The sequence below is a fragment of the Zhihengliuella sp. ISTPL4 genome (genome assembly GCF_002848265.1).
Taxonomy (GTDB): domain Bacteria; phylum Actinomycetota; class Actinomycetes; order Actinomycetales; family Microbacteriaceae; genus Microbacterium.
The window spans coordinates 2,487,266-2,503,768 of sequence record NZ_CP025422.1 but is presented as its reverse complement, the minus strand read 5'-3'; the positions used below and the strand labels follow the sequence as shown (position 1 = coordinate 2,503,768).

11 protein-coding genes are annotated in these 16,503 nt (G+C 72.0%); 6 read left to right on the top strand and 5 right to left on the bottom strand.

The features are described 5' to 3' along the window. From CYL12_RS11875 to CYL12_RS11860, 4 genes are all read right to left on the bottom strand, one after another. On the bottom strand, positions 1–351 hold the full coding sequence (locus tag CYL12_RS11875) for a PadR family transcriptional regulator (protein ID WP_101847786.1): 351 nt from the start codon (positions 349–351) through the stop codon (positions 1–3). A 222-nt stretch (positions 352–573) separates the two neighbouring features. Continuing rightward, positions 574–1,344 carry a LysM peptidoglycan-binding domain-containing protein gene (locus CYL12_RS11870; protein WP_158297174.1) on the bottom strand — a complete coding sequence of 257 codons (771 nt, stop codon included), beginning with the start codon at positions 1,342–1,344 and terminating at the stop codon, positions 574–576. Positions 1,345–1,391: 47 nt separating this feature from the next. Continuing rightward, positions 1,392–2,030 carry a LuxR C-terminal-related transcriptional regulator gene (locus tag CYL12_RS11865; protein WP_101847784.1) on the bottom strand — a complete coding sequence of 213 codons (639 nt, stop codon included), beginning with the start codon at positions 2,028–2,030 and terminating at the stop codon, positions 1,392–1,394. Further along, positions 2,018–3,262, bottom strand: coding sequence for a sensor histidine kinase (locus tag CYL12_RS11860; protein WP_233486729.1), 1,245 nt, complete (start codon positions 3,260–3,262; stop codon positions 2,018–2,020). The genes CYL12_RS11865 and CYL12_RS11860 overlap by 13 nt, the downstream gene beginning before the upstream one ends. 108 nt (positions 3,263–3,370) lie before the next feature. On the opposite strand from CYL12_RS11860, the gene CYL12_RS11855 reads away from it, so the two are divergent. From CYL12_RS11855 to CYL12_RS11845, 3 genes are all read left to right on the top strand, one after another. After that, positions 3,371–4,138 (top strand): ABC transporter ATP-binding protein, encoded by a 768-nt coding sequence (locus tag CYL12_RS11855; RefSeq protein ID WP_101847783.1) that lies wholly within the window; start codon positions 3,371–3,373, stop codon positions 4,136–4,138. Continuing rightward, positions 4,138–6,639: an ABC transporter permease gene (locus CYL12_RS11850; protein ID WP_101847782.1), complete on the top strand. Its 2,502-nt coding sequence runs from the start codon at positions 4,138–4,140 to the stop codon at positions 6,637–6,639. Before CYL12_RS11855 ends, CYL12_RS11850 begins: the two co-directional genes overlap by 1 nt. Before the next feature lie 238 nt (positions 6,640–6,877). Then, positions 6,878–12,076, top strand: coding sequence for an isopeptide-forming domain-containing fimbrial protein (locus CYL12_RS11845; RefSeq protein WP_101847781.1), 5,199 nt, complete (start codon positions 6,878–6,880; stop codon positions 12,074–12,076). A 50-nt stretch (positions 12,077–12,126) separates the two neighbouring features. Here the strand turns inward: CYL12_RS11845 and CYL12_RS11840 are convergent, their stop codons facing one another. Then, a complete protein-coding gene (locus CYL12_RS11840; RefSeq protein ID WP_233486728.1) occupies positions 12,127–14,706 on the bottom strand; it encodes a helix-turn-helix transcriptional regulator in 2,580 nt (859 codons plus the stop codon). A 52-nt stretch (positions 14,707–14,758) separates the two neighbouring features. Between CYL12_RS11840 and CYL12_RS11835 the strand changes: the two genes are divergently transcribed. The 3 genes from CYL12_RS11835 to CYL12_RS11825 all read left to right on the top strand — a co-directional run bounded on the left by CYL12_RS11835 (position 14,759) and on the right by CYL12_RS11825 (position 16,422). Next, entirely contained in the window at positions 14,759–15,313 is a 555-nt protein-coding gene (locus CYL12_RS11835; RefSeq protein ID WP_158297173.1) for an ECF transporter S component, read from the top strand. Positions 15,314–15,356: 43 nt separating this feature from the next. Continuing rightward, complete coding sequence (locus tag CYL12_RS11830; RefSeq protein WP_101847779.1) at positions 15,357–15,758, top strand: DUF6153 family protein; 402 nt, start codon at positions 15,357–15,359, stop codon at positions 15,756–15,758. Between the two features lie 70 nt (positions 15,759–15,828). Then, positions 15,829–16,422: a DUF305 domain-containing protein gene (locus CYL12_RS11825; RefSeq protein ID WP_101847778.1), complete on the top strand. Its 594-nt coding sequence runs from the start codon at positions 15,829–15,831 to the stop codon at positions 16,420–16,422. Positions 16,423–16,503: the final 81 nt, after the last annotated feature.

Below are 16,503 nucleotides of genomic sequence, written 5' to 3'. Positions count from 1 at the left end.
TCAGTTCTCCTCGTTCGGGGTGTTCGTGGTGGTGGTGTTGAGTCGTTCGATGTGCGTCCGGAGGAAGTCCCAGGTGGTCCAGAACTCCGCCAGCTCCTGTCGGCCCTGCGCGTTCAGGGTGTAGACCTTGCGGGGCGGACCCTTCTCGCTCGGCACCTTCTCGACGTCGACGAGCTTCTTCTGCTCGATCCTGACCAGCAGGGCGTAGACGGTGCCCTCGGCGGTGTCGGTGAAGCCGTGCTCGCGCAGCCGGGTGGTGATCTCGTATCCGTAGGCCGGCTGCTCGGCGAGGAGGGCCAAAACGATGCCCTCCAGGGTGCCCTTGAGCATCTCGGTCATCTGCTTGCCCATCGTCCCCTCCTTTCCTTCTCGGTTAGGTACTCAGTGTTGCTGGGTACCGGTACAAAGTAACACTGAGTACCGGTACTTAGCAACACCGAATACTGAACTTCCTCATCCCTCTTCTTCGCCGAGACCCCGGGTGCGCGGCGAGACCCCCGGGTGGCGACGCGAAGACCCCGGGGTGTCGACGACAACCCGGGGTCTCAGCGGGAAGAGGGGGAGCGGGATGGGCTAGGGGAAGAGGCGGCGGAGAAGGGGGAGGTCGTCGTCGCGCAAAGCCTGCGTGATCACGGCAGCGGTCTCCGGAGGCATGTCCTTCTCCAGGCGCTGCCACAGCCACCGCGCGGCACCCAGGTCGGCGGTGGCGACGGCGGTCGAGAACGCGGCGACGCCGTCGTAGTACGGGATGGTGGACGAGCCGGGCGGGGCGTTGTACGGCGCGTAGATGTCGACGAACGGAAGGGCCGGGTCCGGGCGGAGGTAGAGGACGTCGCCGGGTGCGATCGGCTCGAAGCCGCGCACGTGGTTGAAGCTGCCGACAGTGACGTAGTCGACGCAGAAGCGCTCGCCGATCGCGATCAGACTGTCGCCGGACTGGACCTCGTAGGAGAAGATCCGCCCGTCCGCATCCCGGGTGACGGGACCGCGCGCCAATTCTGACGTGCCCATGTCGACGAGCTCGCCGAGAAGCTTCGCATGATGCGCGGAGCCGTCGTCGCTGCCGATGCTGATGAACGCGTTCGTGGTGCAGTCCCCCGGTCCGCCGGCGGGAACGCTGATGCCGTCACCCAGGTCGACGAGTTCGTCCTCGGCCGTGTCCTCGGCTTTCAGGGCCGCCGGGGTGGGGGTCGGTGACGGTGCGGCGGCGAAGCGCTCCGACGCCCACGAGGTGACGTCGAACACGGCGGACGCGGCGCTGACCACGACAGGAGCGGCCGCGACGACCAGGCCGGCGACGGCGACGGCGACGACGGCGGCGGTGATCGTGGTGGAGCGCTTCATCCCGGTCAGCATGGCATCGAAGCGTGCCGAGCACCAGAGCGGAGGCGTCAGCTGCGGAGATAGGCGAGGACGGCGAGGACGCGACGGTGGCCGCTGTCGCTGGAGGCGAGGCCGAGCTTCGCGAAGATGTTGCCGATGTGCTTGCTCACCGCGGTCTCCGTCACAAACAGCCGCGCGGCGATGGTGGTGTTGTCCAGGCCCTCCGCCATGAGGCCGAGCACTTCCCGTTCGCGCGGGGTGAGGGTCTGCACGGGGTCGTCGGCGCGACGGCGACTCAGGAGCTGCGAGATGACCTCGGGGTCCATGACGGTGCCACCGGCGGCCACGCGGCGCAGCGCGTCGACGAACGCGGCGACCTTGCCCACCCGCTCCTTCAGCAGGTACCCGAGCCCGTTCGCCCCCGCCGCGAGGAGCTCCCCGGCGTAACGGTCCTCGACGTACGCCGAGAGCACGAGCACCGGGAAGCCCGGGCGGCGGGCTCTCGCCTCGGCCGCGGCCTTGAGCCCCTCGCTGGTGAACGTCGGCGGCATCCGCACGTCGAGCACGGCGGCATCCGCCTCATCGAGCAGGGCGAGGAAACCCTCCGCGTCGGGAACGGCGCCGATCACGTCGAAGCCCTCACTGCGCAGCAGCAGCGCGAGGCCCTCCCGGAGCAGGGTGTCGTCCTCCGCGATCACGATCCGCATGGCAGCTCCGTCCGCAGGATGGTGGGTCCCCCGGCGGGACTCGACAGTTCCATCGTGCCCTCGAACGCCTCGACACGGCGCCGGATCCCCGCGAAACCCCCGCCCGGTCGCTCGACGGCGCCGCCGACCCCGTCGTCCTCCACCGCGATGTGGAGCAGTTCGCCGTCCCGCTCGACCCGCACCGCGGCCCGCGTCGCGGCGCTGTACTTGTTGACGTTGGTCAGAGCCTCCGCGACCACGAAGTAGCTCGCGGACTCGACGGCCGCCGGCACCCGCCCGACGTCCGTGGCTTCGAGCGTGCAGGGGACGACGCTGCGCCCGGCGAGCGAGGCGAGCGCCCCCTCGAGACCCAGTTCGTCGAGGATCGGCGGATAGATGTCGTGCACGGTGCGGCGGAGGCCGGCGAGAGCATCCGCGGCGGCGTCCTGCGCGCGCCGCAGCGGTTCGAGCACCTCGCCGCCGGTCTCCTGGGCGCGCTCCGCGATCCCCAACATCATCACGACGTTCACCAGGCGGTTCTGGGCGCCGTCGTGCAGATCGCGCTCGATGCGACGGAGCTCGGCGGCGTGGGCATCGAGGGCGGCCGCGCGACTGAGCGTCAGCGCATCGACCCGGGCGGCGAGGCGGGACTTCTGCGGCGTCGCGAGCAGCTTCGCCGAGACGAAGGCCACGAGCCGAGCGACCGCCGGAACGAGGAAGACCGCGGCCACCGCGTAGGCGAGGGCGACGAGCGGCATGGTCCACGCCAACTCCCACGACGTGACCGGGTACGGCGACCCGACCGGGTCGTCGGCGGGCGCGAACTGCCAGTACCAGGTCACCCCGAGCGTGTTGACGGCAGACAGCGGCAGTGCGAGCGTCAGGAGCGACACCCACATCACCGGGAAAGCGTGGACCGTGAGCCACAGCGCCTCGCGGGCGGTGGCGCGGGAGAAGGCGAAGCGCAGACGCTCGTCGATCGTCGCGCCCCTCGGCAGCGTGCGCCCGAGCGGCGGCAGATCCTCCCCGCGTCGTCGTCCGATCCGTCGTCGCGCCCGGTCGCTCCAGGCGTGCAGCACCTGCACGACCTGCGGAAGCAACAGCACCCCGCCGGTGATGAGCATGAGCGGCAGCAGCACCATGACCACGCAGAACAGGGCGAGGGAGACGATGGAGGCGCCGAGCTCGATCCCGAGGAAGCGCGCGTCACGCAGCCATCCGCGCATCCAGCGGCGCATCCATCCGTCCTTCACCCTGCAAGTCTGCCGGAGCGCCCCTCAGCTCGCGGTATAGCCAGCTCCACCATCGATGCGGGACCGGGCGGGATGGGGGTGGGCCCGCGGCTTTCCTAGCGTCGAAGCATGACCTCCCTCTCCTCCCCGCCGCTCGTCGAAGCGGCCCCCGCCGAGGCCCTGCGTCTCAGCGGCCTCGTCAAGACCTACGGCTCCGGCAGCGCCACGGTGACCGCGCTCCGCGGCATCGACCTCGCCATCGCCCGGGGCTCGTTCACCGCGATCATGGGGCCGTCCGGCTCGGGCAAGAGCACGCTGCTGCACAGCGCCGCGGGCCTCGACCGCCCGACCAGCGGCACGGTGCACCTGGGCGGCACCGAGATCTCCGCTCTCACTCCCCGGCAGCTGACGGCCTTCCGCCGCGACCATGTGGGGTTCGTGTTCCAGGCCTACAACCTGCTTCCGGCCCTGACCGTGGAGGACAACATCACCCTCCCGCTGCGCCTCGGCCGGCAGGCTCTGGATCATCGCTGGCTGGAGACGCTGCTCGCCGCGGTGGGTCTCACCGACCGCCGCCACCGTCGCCCCGCTGAGCTCTCCGGCGGACAGCAGCAGCGCGTCGCGATCGCCAGGGCGCTCATCACGCGACCGCACGTCGTGTTCGGCGACGAGCCCACCGGCGCCCTGGATTCCCGCACCGGAAAGCAGGTCCTCGACCTCCTCGCGCACACCGCGAAGGAGCTGCACCAGACCGTTGTGGTCGTCACGCACGACCCGGTGGTGGCCTCGCACGCCGACCGGGTGATCTTCCTCGCCGACGGGGCGTTCGCCGGACATCTCGACGGCGGCACCCCGCAGCAGATCACGGATCGCATGAGCACGTTGGGGGAGTGGTGATGTCCGCTTCGACCCTCGGGCTCGGGCGCATCGTCCGCGCCGACCTCCGGCATCATCGACGCAGCCTGGCGGGGGTGTTCGTCGCCATCTTCGTCGCGAGCGCGCTCGTCACGGGGCTCGGCGTGCTCGTCGAGTCGGGTATCCGCGGCGGCCTCGCCCCGCAGCGCTACACGGCGGCCGAGGTCGTCGTCGGGGCCGCGCAGCAGGTCGACGTCCCGGAAGACCTGCCGGTGCCCTTGCGCGAGCGTGCCTCCGTCCCCGCCGACGCGGCCAGGGAGATCGGCGCGCTGCCCGGCGTCGAGGCCGTGGTGGCCGACGTGACCGTTCCCCTGTCGATGCAGGACGGGACGGGCGCGGTGGTCGAGGCGCACCCCTGGGCGGCGACGGCCCTCTCCGGTTTCGCGCTGGCGGAGGGTCGGGAACCCGCTGCCGGCGACGAAGTCGTGGTGGTCGTCGGCGCCGGGCACGCCGTGGGCGATTCCCTTCCGCTGGCTCACGGCGGCACCCCGGCGACATTCACGGTCGTCGGTCTGGTGAGCGCAGAGGCGCTGCCGGAGCGCGCGGTTCCGGTGTTCCTCAGCGACGCCCGTCTCCGCGAGCTCGACCCGCACGGCGGTGCCCCGCAGGCGCTCGGCGTCTTCGTCGACGGTGACCCCGAGCAGGTGGCGAGCGCGATCCGCGAGGCGTTCCCGCAGCTGGTCGCCCGGACCGGCGACGCCCGCGGTGACGTGGAGTTCCTCGACTCGGCGGCGGCCCGGACTCTGCTCATCGCGATCGGCAGCGCGTTCGTCGGCACCTGCATCCTCGTCGCCCTCTTCATCGTCGCGGGGACGCTGTCGCTGTCGGTGCAGGCGCGTCGGCGAGAGTACGCCCTGCTCCGTGCCGTCGGGGCCACGCCGTCGCAGGTGCATTCCCTCATCGCCAGGGAAGTGCTCACGGTCGCGATCGTCGCCGCACTGCTCGGGATCGTTCCCGGGTACCTGCTGTCGTCCGCGCTGCAGTCGGCGTTCGTCGCGGGCGGCGTGATCCCCGGCGACTTCGCCCTCGCGCTGAGCCCGTTCCCGGCGTTGGCCGCCCTGGTGCTGGTGCTCGGCGCGGCCTGGGGAGCGGCGCGCATCGCGGCGCGCCGCCCGGCCCGGCTGGATCCGATCGAGGCGCTGCGCGAGTCGTCGACGGGGCCTGGCCCGATCGGCCTGCCCCGCATCATCACCGGGATCGTGTTCGCCGCCGCCGGCATCTCGGTCTCCACCGTCCCGCTGACGATCCGCGGGGACGCGGCGGTGGGGGCGTCGGCCGGGGCCGCGATCATGCTCATCGCGGCGCTCGCGCTCCTGGGCCCGTGGCTTGTCGCCGTGTGTGTGCGGCTCATCGGGCCGGTGCTGCGCCGCTCGTCGGCGGCTGGTTTCCTCGCCGCCGCACACACCGCGGCGGGCAGTCGGCGGATGGCGGCTGCCGTCCTGCCGATCGCCCTCGGAATCGGGTTGGGACTCGTGCAGATCGGCGGGCCGGCGATCGTCGCGGACGAGGCGGCGACCCAGGCGCGGGCCGGAGTGACCGCCGACCTGCGGGTGTCGGCCCCGGCCGGAGTCTCTCCTGACGTGGTCGGCGCGCTGCGCGACGAGCCGGGCGTGACCGCCGCGACCGGTGTGGTCGTCAGCACCGCGGTGCTCGACTCGCTCGACATCGAAGGCCAGGTCGAGCGTACGGAATACGTGCTGCAGGGCGTCGACCCGTCGACGGTGGACGGCCTGCTCGACCTCCGGGTGCAGGAGGGTTCCCTCGCTGCCCTGGACGGCGGTGCGACCGTCGCGGTCAGCGCCGATGCGGCGCACACGCTCGGCCTCCACGTCGGCGACTCCGTGACGGGCGTGCTCGGCGACGGGGCCCCGCTGGAGGCGACCGTGGTCGGCATCTATGAACGCGGTCTCGGCTTCGGTGATCTCACGATGGCCGCCGACCACGTCCGCACGCACACATCTGCGGGGCTCGACTCCTTCGCACTCGTGTCGGTGGACGGGGGCGACGCAGCGGACGCCCTCGCCGCCGACGGCCTGCAGGTGACCCCGGCCTCCGGGCAGAAGGCGAGCACGACCGGCGCCGTCTCGCAGCAGGGATGGGTGAGCCTCATCGGCCTGCTGGTCATCCTCGGGTACATCGCGATCGCCGTCGTGAACACCCTCGTGATGGCGACCGGGGAGCGATCCCGGGAATTCGCCCTGCTGCAGCTCATCGGCGCCTCCCGGGGCCAGGTGCGCGCCACGATGCGCACCGAGGCGATCATGATCGCGGGTCTGTCGATGATGTTCGGTGTGCTGGTCGCCATCCCGCCCCTCATGGGCATGAGCTACGGCATCTCCGGGCAGCCGGTCCCGACGATGCCCGTGCTCGGCTCGCTCGCGATCGTCGGAGGCATGGGGGCGCTGGCCCTCGTCGCGCTGCGGGTCGCGACGGAGGCCGCACTCCGCCGCCGCCCGATCGAGGAGCTCGGCTCGCGCGAGTAGACCCGCGACCACGTGAGGGCGCATCGGGATCCCGGTGCGCCCTCCGTCGTGCGGTCGGGGTGAAAAGGCGGGGTGAATTCTCCCGGTTCGGTCCGGGCTCGACGCGGCGCACCGGCAGGCTGGCGGAGGCCCGGACCGAGTCCACCCTGCCCGAAGGGTGCTCGGCGGTCGCCTGAGGGGGCGGGGGCTTCCGTGTGCGCGGATGCGTGCCGGAACGCGATGAATGGGGAGAGCAGTCATGGGATTCCGTGTTGCCCGCAAGGACCGCACGTCCGATGGTCTTCCGCCGGAGCGGCGCCGCCGCTGGCGGGGCCGGACGAAGAGGCTGATCGGCGGTGCCGTCAGCACGGCGCTCGTCGCGTCGTCGATGATCGTCGTCGGCGGGACGCTGACCGCGGCGCCGGCCGCCGCCGCCGAGCCGTTCCTCTGCACGCCGGGAGCGGTGTACGTGCAGAGCGCCACCGAGGTGCGCGAGTTCGCCGTCGACGCGCGGGGTGGCTCCCTGGGCGCCACGACTATCGGCATCGGGCACTCCGATAATGGGCTCGGCCTGTCGGCGGACGGAACGTACGCGTACACGGTGACCAACGTCGGCACGGACAAGGTACTGGCCAAGCACGACCGTCGGGGCGAGGGAACGACGACCCGAACGCCGTTCACGCTGGGAACCAGCCGCACGGACTCCTCTGTCCTGCGCGGGGCCGTGCATCCCGTCACGGGCGTGTACTACTTCGCCAGCGGCACGCTCGATGGCGCCATCAACCTCTACGCGTGGAACGAGAGCGTCACACCGCAGACCTACGTGCAGGTCGGCAAGCTGCGCCCGACCACCGGCAGCAGCGCTTTCGGGGCGAACGGGGACATGGCTTTCAGCGCCTCCGGTCAGCTCGTGCTGGTCGCCGACCGATACATCTACTCGGCCGACCTGCCCGCCACGCTCCAGCCCAGCACGGCCACGATCGATGCCAAGCAGGTGCACGACATGGGCGCTGGCGTGCAGGGCAACGGCATCGCGTTCGGAAACCTCGGTCACATCTTCGTCTCCGTCGGGGGCAACAACCCGTACATCGTCGAGGTCGATCTGCCCCGCGGCCAGACGGTCAACACGACCCAGCTCGGCACCTTCTCGCCCACCGACATGGCGAGCTGCACGTTCCCGAACACGCTGACGTTGAAGAAGGACCTCCCGGAGGGGCGTCACGCCGCGACCGACCAGTTCGGTCTCCGGGTGCAGGCGCCGACCGGCTACCAGGTCGCGCAGACCAACGCCGTCACCCGCGGCGATCGCTCCGGCCTGCAGCCGGACTACGCGGGCCCCGTGTTCACCAACCAGGGCGACACCTTCCGGCTGTCCGAGTCGGCGGCGGGAACCACCGACCTCACGAAGTACGACGCCTCCCTCGTCTGCCTGCAGGTGAACGCGGACGGCTCGACCACTCCGGTCGCCGTGACGGCTGACGGCCAGGTCACCCAGCCGGCCGGCCCGCTCGGCACCGACGTCACGTGCACCTACACGAACGTCCGCCTCGCGCCGGACCTCGCTCTTCGCAAGACCTCCGACCCCGCCGACGGCACCGCCGTGCAGGCCGGTCAGCGCCTGACCTACACCGTGCAGGCCGAGAACACCGGCAACACCCGCCTCGACCCGGTCACCGTGGCCGACGACCTGTCCGGCGTGCGCGCGTTCGCCGAATACCAGGGCGACGTGGCGACGGCGATCGACGGCGACCCGGTGTCGTCCGGCGCCGCCACCGTCACGGGCGACGATCTCGCCTGGACCGGCGCCCTCGAGCCCGGCCAGGTGCTCACGATCACGTACTCCGTCGTCGTCGACGAGGGTGTGGAGGGTGAGAGCATCGCCAACCGCGTCACCGCATCCGGTACCCCGCCCGGAGGCCTGCCTCCGATCACCCCTCCGGCCGTCACCACCGAGCACCCCGTCGCCGGCTTCGAGGTCGCGAAGACCTCCGATCCCGCCGCGGGCACCGTGGTGGAGCCGGGCCAGACCATCGAGTACACCGTCACCGGCACGAACACCGGGGCGACCGTCCTGAATCCGGTGACCGTCACCGACGACCTCTCCGGCGTGCTCGCGAACGCCGCCTTCAACGACGACATCACGACCACGGTCGGCGGCACCACCGTCACCACGGGCGGCGCGACCCTGACCGGGAACGCCCTCGCCTGGACCGGAACGCTTCAGCCTGGACAGACCGTGACGATCACGTACTCGGTGACCGTGGGCGACGACACCTCCGGCGAGATCCTGCGCAACAGCGTGACCGGATCCGGCACTCCCACGACCCCGAACCCCGGCGACCCGACCGGGCCGCAGGTTCCCGGTGAGCCGATCGTCCCGCCGACGGTCACCACCGAGCACCCCGTGATCGGCTCCGGCTTCACGATCTCGAAGTCGGCCGATCCCGCCTCCGGCACGGCCGTGTCGGCGGGCGACACGATCACCTACACGATCACCGGGACCAACACGGGCGACACCGACCTCGACCCCGCGGAGATCGTCGACGACCTGTCCGGCGTGCTCGACTCCGCCGGCTACAACGACGACGTTACGGCCGACCGCGGCTCCGTGCGGGTCGCCGACGCCACCCTCACCTGGACGGGCAGCATCCCGCGAGGAGAATCTGTCACCATCCGCTACACGGTGACCGTGGACGCGGGTGTCGAGAAGGCGCTGCTGCACAACGTCGTCACCGGTTCGGCCACGCCGCAGATCCCGACCGACCCCGCGGACCCCTCCGGGGCGAAGACCCCGGGGACCCCGATCGTCCCGCCGGCGGCGGAGACGGAGCACCCCGTCGTCGACACAGGCTTCGAGGTCTCGAAGTCAGCCGACCCTGCTTCCGGAACCGCCGTCCGCGCGGGCGACACCCTCACCTACACCGTCTCGGGCGCCAACACCGGCAACACGGTCCTCGATCCGGCGACGATCGTCGACGACCTCTCGGCCGTCCTCGCGAACGCGGAGTACGGCGGCGACGCGAAGGCCTCGTCCGGATCCGTCGCGCTCTCCGGCACCACCCTCACCTGGACCGGGACGCTCGCTCCCGGCGACCGCGTCGACATCACCTACACGGTGACGGTGGACGAGGGCGCGACCGGCGTGCTGCTCCGCAACACGGTGTCCGGTGAGGGCACCCCGCTGATCCCGACCGACCCGACCGACCCGGAGAGCCCGACCACGCCGGGCACCCCGGTCGAGACCCCGCCGGCGACGACGGAGCACCCCGTCGCGACCCCCGGTTTCACCGTCACCAAGACGGCCGACCCGGCGACGGGCACGCGCGTCGACCCCGGCAGCGTGATCACGTACACCGTGACCGGCCGCAACACGGGCGACACCGTCCTGGATCCCGTCGAGATCGGCGACGACCTGCGCGCGGCGCTGGCCCACGCGTCCTACAACGACGATGTGTCCGCCACTCGCGGCGACGGCCGCGTGGCCGACGGGGCGCTGTCGTGGAACGGCGTGCTGCGCCCCGGTCAGGACGTCGTGATCACCTACTCGGTGACCGTCGACGCCACCGCCGGCGGCGAGACCATCGCGAACACGGCCACCGGAGAGGCGACCCCGCTGATCCCCGCCGACCCGAGCGACCCCGAGAGCCCCACGACTCCCGGCACGCCGATCACGCCGCCGCCGTCGAGCACCGAGCACCCCGTGAACGAGCCCGGCTTCACGTTCGCCAAGACGGTCGACCCCGCCGCCGGTACCGCTGTCGACCCCGGTGACGTGCTCACCTACACGCTGACGGCCGTCAACACGGGCCAGACGGCGCTCGACCCGGTGACGATCACCGACGACCTGTCCGGTGTGCTGCCGTACGCGACCTTCAACGCGGACGCCGTGGCGAGCATCGCGGGTGCCTCTGCGGATCCCGCGACCCTGGACGGCACGGAGCTGTCGTGGACGGGGGCGCTCGCGGTCGGCCAGACCGTGACCGTCACCTACTCCGTGACCGTGAGCGCCGAGGGCGTGGGCACCGTGATCGAGAACGCGGCGACCGCGACGGCGACCCCGCCGGGCGGATCGACGATCACGCCGCCGCCCGGTGTCACGACCAACCCGGTCAACGAGCCTGGGTTCTCCGTCTCGAAGAGCGTCGACCCGGCTGCGGGCACGGCGGTCGACCCGGGCAGCGTCCTCACCTATACGGTGACCGGCGTGAACACGGGAGAGACGGCTCTCGACCCTGTCACCATCACCGATGACCTCTCCGGTGTCCTGGCGCACGCCGAGTACAACGACGACGCGACCGCGACGATCAGCGGCACGGTGACCACCGCGCCGACGGTGGCCCAGGAGGGGCTGTCGTGGACGGGCGCGCTGCAGGTCGGCGAGACCGTCACGATCACCTACTCGGTGACCGTGCGGGCGGATGCCGGCGGGGCCGTCATCGAGAACGCGGCCGCCGGCTCGGCGACCCCGCCGGGCGGGGTGCCGCCGATCGAGACGCCGCCGGCGACAACCGAGAACCCCGTGAACGAGCCGGGCTTCGAGCTGCGCAAGGTCGCCGACCCCGCCTCCGGCACCCGTGTCGACCCGGGCAGCGTCATCACCTACACCGTGACCGGCGTGAACACGGGGGAGACGGCGCTGGCTCCGGTCCGCATCGTCGACGACCTGTCGGGCGTGCTCGCGCACGCCGCCTACAACGGCGACGCCACGGCGACCGTGAGCGACGGCATCGCTGCGACACCCGTCGTCGCGGGCGACGAGCTCACCTGGGCCGGTGACCTCGCGGTCGGCGAGCGTGTCACGATCACCTACTCGGTGACCCTGCATGGCGACGCGGGCGGCGCGATCATCGCGAACACCGTCGAGGGCACGGCGACGCCTCCCGGCGGCGCCGAGCTGACCCCGCCGCCGGTGACGACGGAGAACCCGGTCGGCACTCCGGGCTTCACGTTCGTCAAGACGTCCGACCCCGCGTCCGGCTCCGCCGTCGCGACGGGCAGCGTCGTGACGTACACGCTCACCGGCACCAACACCGGCGAGACGCGTCTGGACGAGGTCGTCGTCACGGACGACCTGACCGGAGTGCTGCGGCATGCCGACCTCCGCGGCACGGCGACCGCCACGGTGGGTGACCGTGCGGTGGCCGCGCCGACGATCGACGGCACGACGCTGCGCTGGACGGGCAGCCTCGCCGAAGGGGAGCGCGTCGTGATCACCTACGCGGTGACCGTGCACGCCGACGCGGCGGGGGCGACGCTGCGGAACGTGGCCGCCGCCTCGGCCACGCCTCCCGGCGGGGAGACGATCACCCCGCCGACGAGCACGACCGAGAACCCGGTGCTGACGCCGCTCGCCCTCACCGGCGGACAGCTGGCCCCGTGGGTCCTCGGGCTCGCGATCGCGCTGCTGATCGGCGGTGCGGTGCTGCTGGTGGTGCGCCGCCGCCGTCTGCAGAGCTAGCGGTCCTGGAGAAGAGCCCCGCCCGTCGTCTCCGACGGGCGGGGCTCTCGTCATCCGGGGAGCAGGCCGTGCCGGGCGGCCTGCTCGAGAGCCTCCGTGCGGTTGGCGGCGTCGAGTTTGCGGTAGATGCTGCGGAGCTGGGTCTTCAGGGTGTTCGGCGAGATCTGCAGCTCCGCGGCGATGTCGGGCAGCGGTGCGCCGGTGGTGAGCGCATGGAGCACGACCTGCTCTCGCGCGGACAGCTTCGGGCGTGCGGCGAACGACGGCAAGGCAGAGCGGGTGGGCAGCGGCGCGCCGCCGACCGGGGCGAGGTCGGCCCGGATGGCGGCGAAGTCCTCGGCGCCGAGCAGGGCCAGCGGAGTGCGCAGGCCCCGGTCCGCGAGCTGCGCACTCAGCGCCTCGGTCACGGCCTGCGCGGCGGCGGGACTGGCGCGGTGGAGGGCGGCGCTCTGCACCGCCGCGGCCTCCGCGCGTTCGCGGGAGGTCGTCGGCTCGAGACGGGTGTGAGACAGGAGCCGCGCCGCTTCGGGCGCGCGACCGTCGATCAGGGCGAGCCTGGCACGTTCCACGAGGGTGCCGAACCGGTCCGTCCCGGCGTCGCGCTGCTTGATGCCGCGCGCGGCGCGGATGTCGCCGAGAGCGAGATGGAGCAGGATCCGGGGGCGGCTCAGCGCCTGGCGGGCCGGCGTCGAGCCGGCCTCGCGTCCGCGCAGCCGGGCGAACGACTCCAGTCGCTCCAGTCCGCCGGCGGGATCGCCGTCGTGCAGCGCGATCCAGGCTTCCACGGTCGCCATCGTCGTCCAGTGTTCGCTCGTCGCCCGGTGCGGGAGGAAGGCGCGCACGTGCTGCTTGGCCGCGGCGAGGTCGCCGTCCTCGACCGCCAGCATCGCCTCGGCGACGCGGTAGAACGTGCCGCGATAGCCGTCCAGCTGCGCGGGATCCCACGAGCCCTCGCGGATGATGTCGACGTAGTGCCGGGCCTCCGGGAGGTCGCCGTTGAGGGCGTGGATCCCGCTGAGGAGGCTGACGGCGTGGAACGCCTTCCCGCCCCCTTGCGACGCGGCGAGGGCCGCGGCCTCGTCGAAGAGGCGCACGGCCTGCTCTCGACGACCGCCGTAGTAGAGCGAGATGCCGAGATGCGTGCACAGCAGCGGCATCTCCATCGCGTACTGCTGCCATTGGGACTCGGGCGTCTCGGTGAACACGGCGAGGGCGCGGGCGGCCACCAGGCCCGCCCGTTCGGGCATCCCGACCACGCGCAGGGCCGCGCTCTCGGCGGTCCAGATGAAGAGGCGCTCCGTCGGAGAGAGCGTGCTCCGACGGGCGTTCGCGGCGGAGATCGCCAGCCGCAGCAGTTGCAGTCCGCGCACCCGGCGAAGGCGGTTGGCGTTGAGGCAGATCCCGAGGAGCATCGCCACCAGTGGCTCCTGCTTCAGCCGGGCGAGGGGCAGGTCGCCCAGCAGTGCCACGACTCGGCGACCGTCGTGGTCGAGCAGGTGGCTCCACCCCGACATGATGACGTGGGCCGCCAGGTGGAGGTCGTCCTCCTCCATCGCGAGGCGCAGCCCTTCGAAGGGGGCGCCGCGACGGAGGGCGCCCTCGATGGCAAGGCGCCGGAGGAGACGGATCTCCGTGGGGAACCGCTGCAGGAGGTCGCGCCGCAGCAGCGAGCGGGCCGGGGAGGCGATTGTGAAGGTCCGGGGAGCGGTGGCCGTCGACCATCGACCGAAGCCGAACGCCTCGGCCTCGTCGAGAGCGGCGCCGATGTCCGGATTGCTGCTGAGGGACTGCGCCAACGGCAGGTCGACGGTATCCGTGATGCTGATCCGGATCAGACCCTCGAGCACGCCGGCACCGAACGTGCCCTCCTCCATGCGGCTGCGGAGGTAGTCGTCGACCGCAGTGGCCGCGATCTCCACGATCGTCGCGTCGCCGGGAGTTCTGCCGCGGAGGGCGACGGCGCGGATGACCGCCGCGAAGCCCTCGGTGGCCTCTCGCACGGCGACGGCGGTGTCCTCATCGACATCGAGCGCGCGGCGGATCTCGTCGATGTCGAAAGCGAGGTCTTCCGGCGTGATCAGCGTGGTGTCGATGACGAGGCCGACGCCGTCACTGTCGAAGGGACTGGGGCGATTCGTGGCGACGACCAGGCGGACGTGCGACGGGACGGCGATCGTGCGGCAGAGGTCGAACACCGCATCGCGGTCGAGCGCGGCGGCATCGTCGAGGACGATGACGAGGGGCTCCTCGTGATCGCACAGGTACTGCGCGACGGCGGGCCAGCCGTCCCCCGTGGCTTGATCAGCAGGGCGGCGCTCGGTCGGGTCCGAGCCGCGCAGTGCCCGCAGCAGACCGGATGCGAGCGCCGGACTCGTCGCCAGGGCGGGACTCGCGGTCAGCCACACGACGCGCGCCGCGGAGGTGAAGGCCCAGCCGACCAGTGCGGTGGTCTTTCCTGCGCCCGCAGCGCCCCGCAGCAGCGTGAGCGGAGCTCCGGCGTCCAGCGCCGCGTTCAGCCGCGGACGACCGATGACGTGTGCGGAAACCCGCGGCAATCTCTTGTCGCCTTGCGCGCCGAAAGTCGGCATCGTCCCTCCCCAGGTACGCATCCCCACCCCTACGATATCCACACCCGCATCCTCAAGGACGCCGCCGAGCCGTTCCCGATCTAGGCTCGGAGGAGTGAGTGGTCCGATAGTGCCCGTGTCCTCCCGCCGCGTGCCGACCAGCGCCCTCCTCGTGAGCGCCGCCCTCGGCGCGGTGCAAGCCCTCGTGTTCCTTGCTGTCGTGCCGGTCACGAGCGTGCTGGCCGCCACCTCCCCGCCCGCCTACGCGCTCGTCGCCGCGGTGCACACCGCGCTGCCCTTCCTCGCGCGCGTCGTCACCCGGGTCCCGGGGATGGCGACGCTGGCCGCCTTCGTCACCGGGGTGCTCACGGTCGCGGTGTCCCCTATAGGGCTGCTGGGGGTGGTGCCGCTCGTCCTCGGCGGCGTCGTGCTCGACCTCGCACTGCCGCTCCGCCGCGATGTCCCCGTCCGCCCGCGCCGGATCCTGCTGGCAGGGGCCGTGGTCGGCGTGGTGCTCTTCGTCGTCGCCCTCCCCGTCTTCTCACCGGAGCACCTCGTTCCACCGGTGCTCATCGCGACGCTGCTCGGCCGGGTGGTCGGGGAGTTGGCGGTGGCCGGAGTCGTGATCGCCGTCCGACGGCTGCTGCGTCGAGCCGGCGTCGCTCGCTGACCGTCATCCTGGTACCCATACCCCCACCGGGTAAGGTGGAAGGATGGTCGGTCGTCGCGTGCTCCGGGGAGCGCTGCTCGCCGTCGTCCTCGTGACCGGCGTCGTGCTCGGTCTCCTCGGCATGCATGCGCTCGACACGCACGGCACACCCGGGGGGCATACGTTGGCCGGGCACTCCGCGCCGGCCCTCGCGCACACCTCCGCCTCGGACTCGCCCGCGTCCGCGTCCGATGCGGCGGACACGGCGGTCGTCCCCGGCGACCCCGCGGGCGATGGTGGAGCAGCCTGCGTCCTCGCCCTGCTCGGCGGGCTGCTCCTCCTGCTGCGCCCGCCCCGCCTGATCGGCACGGGTCCGCTGCTGCGTGCTCTGCGCTCCCCCGTCGACGCTTCCGCCGGACCGCTCCGTCCTCCCTCTCTCCACGTCCTCTGCATCAGTCGGACCTGATCGGCGCCGCCGTGCGCGCTCGGGCGACGCGACCGCGGACGCCCTTCCGACAGACAGAGAAGAGAGAGCAATGAAGAATCGAACCACCACAGCCGCCGCCCTGGTGCTGGCCGGATCCCTTGTCCTCGCGGGATGCGCCTCCGCCGCGCCGTCGGGACCGGCGGATCACTCCGGCATGGATCACTCCGCCTCGGACGCGCCGCTGACGGGCGCGAACGAGGCCGACGCGATGTTCGCGTCGATGATGATCGTGCATCATGAGCAGGCCGTCGAGATGTCCGACATCGTGCTCGCGAAGGACGACATCGATCCGCGGGTGGCCGACCTCGCTGAACGCATCAAGGCCGCGCAGGGCCCGGAGATCGAGCAGCTGCAGGGCTGGCTCGACGACTGGGGCGCCGAGGCGGGGGATCCCGCCGAGATGGACCACGGCGACGGCATGATGGGCGACGACGACCTCGCCGCCCTCGAAGCCGCAGCCGGCCCGGAAGCGTCCCGACTGTTCCTGGAGCAGATGATCGTGCACCACGAGGGCGCGGTCGAGATGGCCGAGGCCGAGGTGGCGGACGGCGAGAACGCCGACGCGGTCGCCCTCGCGCAGGACATCGTCGATGCGCAGACCGCCGAGATCACGGAGATGAAGGAGATCCTCGCCACACTCTGATCCGGCATCGGGCCCCGCGTCGCCTCGGCGGCGCGGGGCCTGTCGCGCCCCCGCAACCGGTCCTTTCCGCGTCCAGGTCCT

What these genes read in the sequence shown, in the direction of transcription:
- CYL12_RS11875 (WP_101847786.1), bottom strand. Translation starts at nt 351, where the DNA reads ATGGGCAAGCAGATGACCGAGATGCTCAAGGGCACCCTGGAGGGCATC.
- CYL12_RS11870 (WP_158297174.1), bottom strand. Translation starts at nt 1,344, where the DNA reads ATGAAGCGCTCCACCACGATCACCGCCGCCGTCGTCGCCGTCGCCGTC.
- CYL12_RS11865 (WP_101847784.1), bottom strand. Translation starts at nt 2,030, where the DNA reads ATGCGGATCGTGATCGCGGAGGACGACACCCTGCTCCGGGAGGGCCTC.
- CYL12_RS11855 (WP_101847783.1), top strand. Translation starts at nt 3,371, where the DNA reads ATGACCTCCCTCTCCTCCCCGCCGCTCGTCGAAGCGGCCCCCGCCGAG.
- CYL12_RS11850 (WP_101847782.1), top strand. Translation starts at nt 4,138, where the DNA reads ATGTCCGCTTCGACCCTCGGGCTCGGGCGCATCGTCCGCGCCGACCTC.
- CYL12_RS11845 (WP_101847781.1), top strand. Translation starts at nt 6,878, where the DNA reads ATGGGATTCCGTGTTGCCCGCAAGGACCGCACGTCCGATGGTCTTCCG.
- CYL12_RS11830 (WP_101847779.1), top strand. Translation starts at nt 15,357, where the DNA reads ATGGTCGGTCGTCGCGTGCTCCGGGGAGCGCTGCTCGCCGTCGTCCTC.
- CYL12_RS11825 (WP_101847778.1), top strand. Translation starts at nt 15,829, where the DNA reads ATGAAGAATCGAACCACCACAGCCGCCGCCCTGGTGCTGGCCGGATCC.